The 5,807-nt window shown below is 72.5% G+C and carries 6 protein-coding genes; 2 read left to right on the top strand and 4 right to left on the bottom strand.

Annotation, left to right across the window (positions count from 1 at the left end):
- Positions 1–88: 88 nt before the first annotated feature.
- Together ACWGH4_RS29835 and ACWGH4_RS29830 are read right to left on the bottom strand one after the other, a co-directional pair.
- Positions 89–1,462 carry a S1 family peptidase gene (locus ACWGH4_RS29835; protein WP_453466399.1) on the bottom strand — a complete coding sequence of 458 codons (1,374 nt, stop codon included), beginning with the start codon at positions 1,460–1,462 and terminating at the stop codon, positions 89–91.
- A gap of 205 nt (positions 1,463–1,667) precedes the next feature.
- Positions 1,668–2,198, bottom strand: a complete 531-nt coding sequence (locus tag ACWGH4_RS29830) for a hypothetical protein (protein WP_453466397.1) — start codon at positions 2,196–2,198, stop codon at positions 1,668–1,670.
- 172 nt (positions 2,199–2,370) lie between these two features.
- Here ACWGH4_RS29830 and ACWGH4_RS29825 point away from each other — a divergent pair, with 172 nt between their 5' ends.
- Both ACWGH4_RS29825 and ACWGH4_RS29820 read left to right on the top strand, forming a co-directional pair.
- The gene (locus tag ACWGH4_RS29825; protein ID WP_453466395.1) at positions 2,371–3,213 is read left to right on the top strand and encodes a polysaccharide deacetylase family protein; all 843 of its coding nucleotides are present in this window, start codon (positions 2,371–2,373) and stop codon (positions 3,211–3,213) included.
- A 91-nt stretch (positions 3,214–3,304) separates the two neighbouring features.
- Positions 3,305–4,195, top strand: a complete 891-nt coding sequence (locus ACWGH4_RS29820) for a DMT family transporter (protein WP_453466393.1) — start codon at positions 3,305–3,307, stop codon at positions 4,193–4,195.
- A 7-nt stretch (positions 4,196–4,202) separates the two neighbouring features.
- On the opposite strand, the gene ACWGH4_RS29815 is transcribed toward ACWGH4_RS29820, so the two are convergent.
- Positions 4,203–5,321, bottom strand: coding sequence for an AI-2E family transporter (locus ACWGH4_RS29815; protein WP_453466401.1), 1,119 nt, complete (start codon positions 5,319–5,321; stop codon positions 4,203–4,205).
- 155 nt (positions 5,322–5,476) lie between these two features.
- On the bottom strand, positions 5,477–5,674 hold the full coding sequence (locus tag ACWGH4_RS29810; RefSeq protein WP_453466391.1) for a hypothetical protein: 198 nt from the start codon (positions 5,672–5,674) through the stop codon (positions 5,477–5,479).
- Between the last annotated feature and the right edge of the window lie 133 nt (positions 5,675–5,807).

Here is a 5,807-nt window from a genome sequence, read left to right as displayed (position 1 = left end):
GGGCGGAGATCCGCCCGCCCCCGGCCGGTTGGAGGGAAGGGCCCGCCGGCGGGGGGAGGGAGAACCACCGGCGGGCAGTGACTACGGGTCAGTTGCCGTCGAAGCCTCCCTGCTGTTGGTCCTGGCCCTGCTGGTCCTGGGCGTCCTGCTGCTCGTCCTGGTCCTGACCGTCCTGGTCCTGGCCCTGCTGGTCCTGACCGTCCTGGTCCTGGCCCTGCTGGTCCTGACCGTCCTGGTCCTGGCCCTGCTGGTCCTGACCGTCCTGATCCTGACCGTCCTGATCCTGACCGTTCTGATCCTGACCGTTCTGGCCGTCCTGCTGCTGGTCCTGGCCTTGGCCGCCCTGGTCCTGACCGTCCTGGCCGTTCTGGCCCTGCTCGGCCGCGCCGCCGCCGTCGCCCGTGGTGATCTCCGCACCGACCGCCGCGAGCGCCGTCGTCACCGGCTGGAAGAACGTCTCGCCGCCCGACGTGCAGTCACCGCTGCCGCCCGAGGTCAGGCCGATCGCGGCACCGTCGCGGGTGAACAGGGCGCCGCCGCTGTCACCCGGCTCCGCGCACACGTTCGTCTGGATGAGGCCGGTGACCGTGCCCTCCGGGTAGTTCACGGTGGCGTTCAAGCCGGTGACCTGCCCGCTGTTCAGGCCCGTGGTGCTGCCCATGCGGAACACTTCCTGGCCGACCGTCGCGTCGTCGGCGCCCACGATGTCGAGGGTCTGACCGTTGCCGAGGTCGACCGTGCCGGGAGCGTCGGTCGCGGGGTCGTCGTACGTGACGAGCGCGAAGTCGCCCTCGCCGGGGAACGTCGCCGCCTGCACCGTACCGATGGGTGCGCCGTTCGGTTCCTCGGACCACTGGTCGTCTGCGACGCCGCAGTGTCCTGCGGTGAGGAAGCCGGGCTGCCCGTCGCCCGTGGTCACGTTGAAGCCGAGGGAACAGCGCGAGCCGCCTCCGAAGATGGCGTCGCCCCCTTCGAGGAAGGGCTTGAACTCGCCCGCGGACCTCTGGATCCGGGCCATCCCGGAACCGAGGGACTTCACGGTCGACTCCAGACGGTTCCAGCCGTCGCCGGCGACCGTGCGGTCGGCCGTGACCAGGAGCTGGTTGGTCCTGGGATCGACGGCCCAGGCCGTGCCCGGGACCGCGGCCTTACGGGCCAGGGTGTCCGCCGCCGCTTTCAGCTGCCCCATGCTGTTCTCGACGGGCCGCGCGACGGCGCCGGCCTCGTTGACCTGGACGATGACACTGTTGCTGTCACCGACGACGTTGACGACGACCTGCTGCTTCTGCGCGTCGTAGTACGCACCTGCATACGCGTCACCGAGCTGGGGGCCCAGTTCCGACACGAGGTCCTGGGCGGCCGCGGCGCTCAGGGTTCTCGGGTCGGCCTCCGGCCCAGAACCGGAGCCGGACTGCGATGCGTTGGCGTGCGGCAGCAGCACGGCGGCCGCGGCGATGCCCACCGCCCCGGCTCCTGCAAGCACGGCCTTTCGCTTGGGTATTCGCCTGTGACTCAACTCGCCGCCTCCTGCGGGGATACGGAATCCGGTTGTCGACGACAGACCGGGGGACGCGTCCGACCGTTGATACGGATGAGGCGTGAGTTGTACTCATCGCGATCGCGAAATCGCCGCCTGACTTGCCGTCAGGAGGTGCCGGAGGTACGGCTCATGAAGGCAGCCGGGTGCCGCACCGGCTGCAGTAGCGTGCGCCGGGGTCGTCCGCGGGACGGTCGCACTCGGGGCAGATGCGGCCGAGCATGCAGGCAGGCTCTCCGCCGGGTGTCTCACGGGCCGCGACCGTACCGGCACCGCCGGCCGTCTCACGGTTCGCGGTCACGTTGCCGATGGACAGGCCCGGCCGGCGCCGGTGCGCCGTGACGTAGACGAGGCCGTCCGGCCCGGCCGCGACGGAGCGTTCCATGCCGTGCGGCAGCCAGGCCACACATCCCGGTCCAAGCTCCTGCCGCACGCCCTGGGTCACGAGTTCGCCGCTGCCGTGGACCACGCAGAGCAGCACGTCGAGGTCCGGTTCGACATGACCGGGGCGCCGGGTGCCGGGCGGGAGCCGTACAAGATTGGCGTCCAGCTGCCGGGCCGCCGGCGTCAGCCGCCACACGGCACCGCCACGGTCGTCCGGCACGGCGAGCGCGTCCGCGGTCGTGGCGAGCACACCGGCCGTCAGGGGCTGCTCTGCCATGCCGTTCCTCCAGAGCACGCGGGTCAACAGTCGCTCGCATGATTGCACAGTGCAATCCAGGTCGCGGAACCTGCCCGGCCGACCGGACCGAACGGGCGGCCTCCGGACGACGCACCGGGACGCCGAGCCCTGGTGACCGTATGCCGAGGCACCGATCACTTACTTTTCGTGAATGATCAGATCTGTACACAAATTTACGGTTTTGACGGTCGCGGGCACTGTACTCGTCGGCTGCGGGGCTTCCGGCACCCCGGTCTCCGCACCGACGTCGTCGCCGCCGCGCCCTGCTCCCTCCGCCACCCGTGACACCGCTCCGACGATGGCCCCCGGGCCCGGCGGCCACACCCCGGTGTTCATGCGCGCCAAGGCGGCCGAGAGCGCCGCGGACAGGACCGTCGCGCTCACCTTCGACGCCGACATGACCGCCGGACAGGGGCCGCGCGCCGAGCGCGGCGAACGGTTCGACAACCCTTCCCTGATCGAGGCCCTGCGCACCTTGAAGGTGCCCTCGACGGTCTTCATGACGGGCCGCTGGGCCGAGGAGTATCCCGCCCAGGCGAAGGCCATCGGCTCCGACCCCTTGTTCGAGATCGCGAACCACTCCTACAGCCACCACGCCTTCAGCTCCCCGTGCTACGGCCTCCCCGAGATCGGCGCCAAGGACATGCTCACCGATGTCCGGCGGGCCTTCGCCGCGTTCGAGAAGGCCGGCGCCCGCAACGTCGTGCCGTACTTCCGTTTCCCCGGAGGCTGTTACGACGACGCGGCGCTACGGGCCCTCGCGCCGGCCGGGGTCACCGCGGTGCAGTGGGACGTCGTCAGCGGTGACGCCTTCGCCACCGACGCGGACGCCGTCGCCGAGCAGGTGCTCGGCGGGGTGCGACCCGGCTCGCTCGTCGTCATGCACTGCACCCGGAGCGCCGCCCCCGTCACCGAGGAGGCCGTCCGCAGGATCGTCCCGGAACTGCGCCGCCGCGGCTACCGGTTCGTCAAGGTCTCCGAGCTGATGCGCTAGCCGTCCCCCGGCCGCCCCGCCGCGGGCCGACCGACGGCGACGGCCACGGAAACCCCCACCGCGACCCCGGCACCCTACGGAGGCCGATCACGTGCACACCCTGCTCCCTGTACTGTTCGCACTCGGCGCGGCGTTGAGCAACGCGTTCGCCACCGTGCTCCAGCGCAAGGCCGCCCTCGACGTGCCCCGCTCCGAGGGCCTGCGCGCCGGCCTCATGCTCGATCTGCTGCGCCGGCCCGTCTGGCTGCTCGGCATGCTCGCCGTCGTCGTCGCGGGCCTGTGCCAGGCGGTGGCGCTCGGGACCGGGCCGCTGACGATCGTTCAGCCGCTGTTCGTGCTCGAGCTGCCGCTCGCCCTGATCCTCGCGACCCTGATTCTGCACGGCAGCCTTCCGCGCGCCGGCTGGGTGGCGGTGGCGGCCGTGGTGACGGGACTGGGTGTCGCCCTCGCCGCCGCGTCGCCCTCCGGCGACCGCACCTCCGTACCCCTGGACCGCTGGATCGTCGCCCTCGCCGTGTGCGGCGGGGCCGTCATCGCGCTCACCGCCGCCGCGCTGCGCCGCCCCGAGGGCCGTGCCCGCGCGGCCTGCTTCGGCTCCGCCACCGCGATCAGCTACGCGCTCACCGCGGCCCTGATGAAGTCGGCGGTGCACACGCTGGACGACCACGGCACCGGCGCCTTCCTCACGGCCTGGCAGACGTACGCGTTCGCGGCGACCGGCGGGTGCGCGCTCTTCCTGCTGGAGAACGCGATGCAGGCCGGTCCGCTGGTCGCGTCGCAGCCCGCGCTCACCCTCGGCGACGCGGCGGTGAGCCTCAGCCTCGGCATGCTCCTGTACGAGGAGGACGTCCGCACCGGCTGGTGGCTGATCCCGCAGGCCCTCGGCGTGGCACTGGTCGTGGCGGGCGTCCTCGCCCTGGCCCGGATGCCACTCGCCCGTTCCCTGGTCGCGTCCGGCGAACCGGACCGGGCGGTGCCCTGACGGCCGGTCAGCCGCCTTGCCCGGTAGCGCCGTCCCCCGCCGGCCTCAGCGCCTGCCGGACCGACCACAGGACGGCCACCAGCGGCACGGCGGCGACCGCGCCCACCACCCCCGCCGCGACGGCGCCGCCCACGACCGACAGCGCGACGACCACCGGATGCAGCCGGACGGCCCAGCTCATCACGATGGGATGCAGCAGGTGTCCCTCGATCTGCCCGATCACGACGATGAGCGCGACGACCACGGCCGCCGTCAGCGGGCCCTTGGCCGCGAGAGCCACCACCGCGGCCACCGCGAGAGCGACCGGGGAGCCGACGAGCGGGATGAACGCGGCGAAGAACTCCAGCAGGGCGAGGGGCAGCGCGAGCGGGACACCGAGGGCGAACAGGGCGATGCCGACCAGGATCGCGTTGGTGGCGGCCACCAGGAGGATGCCGTGCGTGTAGCCGGTGAAGGTCCGCCAGGCGGCCCGCCCCGCCACCGTGGCGCGCCGGCGGGCGGTCGACGGCAACTGACCGCAGAACCATCCCCACTGGCGGTCCCCGGAGTGGATGAAGAAGACCGAGCAGAACAGCGCGAGGGCCATCACCGTCAGCACTTCGACCAGCGTGCGGCCACCGCTCACCGCCTCACTGATGACGGTGGACCGGTGGCTGGAGAGCCACTGGCCGATACGGGACTGGACGTCGGTGAGCGCCTCGGGATCGACGCGGAACGGAGGCCGCTCCAGCCAGTTCTCGATCCTCTCGATGCCGGTGCGGAACTCCCGCACCAGAGTCGTCCGCTCCCGCGCGACCGCCTCGCCGACCAGGGCGAGCAGCCCCAGGACGAGTGCGATGGTGACGAGCAGGGAGACGGCGACGGCGAGCGGGCGCGGCAGGACGCGTGCCACCAGGTCGGCCACGGGCCGGAGCACGGCGGTGACGACGAGGCCCAGGAAGACGGCCACGGCGATCTCGTGGAACCGGCCGAGCACGGCGAAGAGGCTGTAGACGGCGGCGGCCACGACGATGATCCGCCAGGCGTACGCTGCGGCCGTCCGCAGGGCCTCGGGCACCCGCGGCGGGGCTGTGGGCTCATCCGGTGGGCGCTGCTGCGGGTCCGACGGCCTTGGTGGCATGCACATCGGCGTACCACCGGAAGGGCCCGGTGCCACGCTCGCGACACCTTGTTCCCCCGAAGGCACCCCCGAGCCCCGTTGCCCGCGAAGGCACCCCTGGACCACCCCGCCCGCAGGCGGGGCACTCGGCCCGGGGTCAAAGGAGTTCGCGGGTCACGCGGTCAGCCGGAGCAGGCCGTGCGCTCCGCCTCCCGCCACTCGCACACGGGACACAGCGTCGCGCCCTTGACCGTCTCCGGGTACTCGGTCGGCGCACGGCACAGGACGCATTCGGCGAAGGGCCCCTCGGCCCGGGTCCGGGCCTCCTGCCCTGCCGCCTCCCTCTCCGGGGTCTCGCAGTACGGCTCACACTCGTCCATGTATTCGACTCTAGCTCGCGGCTCTGCCGCCGTCCGCACCCCGAAGCGGCGCCAGCACGGACGCGACGCCGGCTGCCGCGGCGGCGATCAGCGCCGCCGCGAGGAGCGGCAGCAGCGGCAGTGTCACCACGCC

The organism is Streptomyces sp. NPDC054847, assembly GCF_053610925.1.
This window is presented reverse-complemented; position numbering and strand designations above follow the sequence as displayed.

Excerpts from the sequence above, each read along its gene's own strand:
- ACWGH4_RS29830 (WP_453466397.1), bottom strand. The coding sequence starts at position 2,198 with ATGGCAGAGCAGCCCCTGACGGCCGGTGTGCTCGCCACGACCGCGGAC.
- ACWGH4_RS29825 (WP_453466395.1), top strand. The coding sequence starts at position 2,371 with ATGATCAGATCTGTACACAAATTTACGGTTTTGACGGTCGCGGGCACT.
- ACWGH4_RS29815 (WP_453466401.1), bottom strand. The coding sequence starts at position 5,321 with ATGTGCATGCCACCAAGGCCGTCGGACCCGCAGCAGCGCCCACCGGAT.
- ACWGH4_RS29810 (WP_453466391.1), bottom strand. The coding sequence starts at position 5,674 with ATGGACGAGTGTGAGCCGTACTGCGAGACCCCGGAGAGGGAGGCGGCA.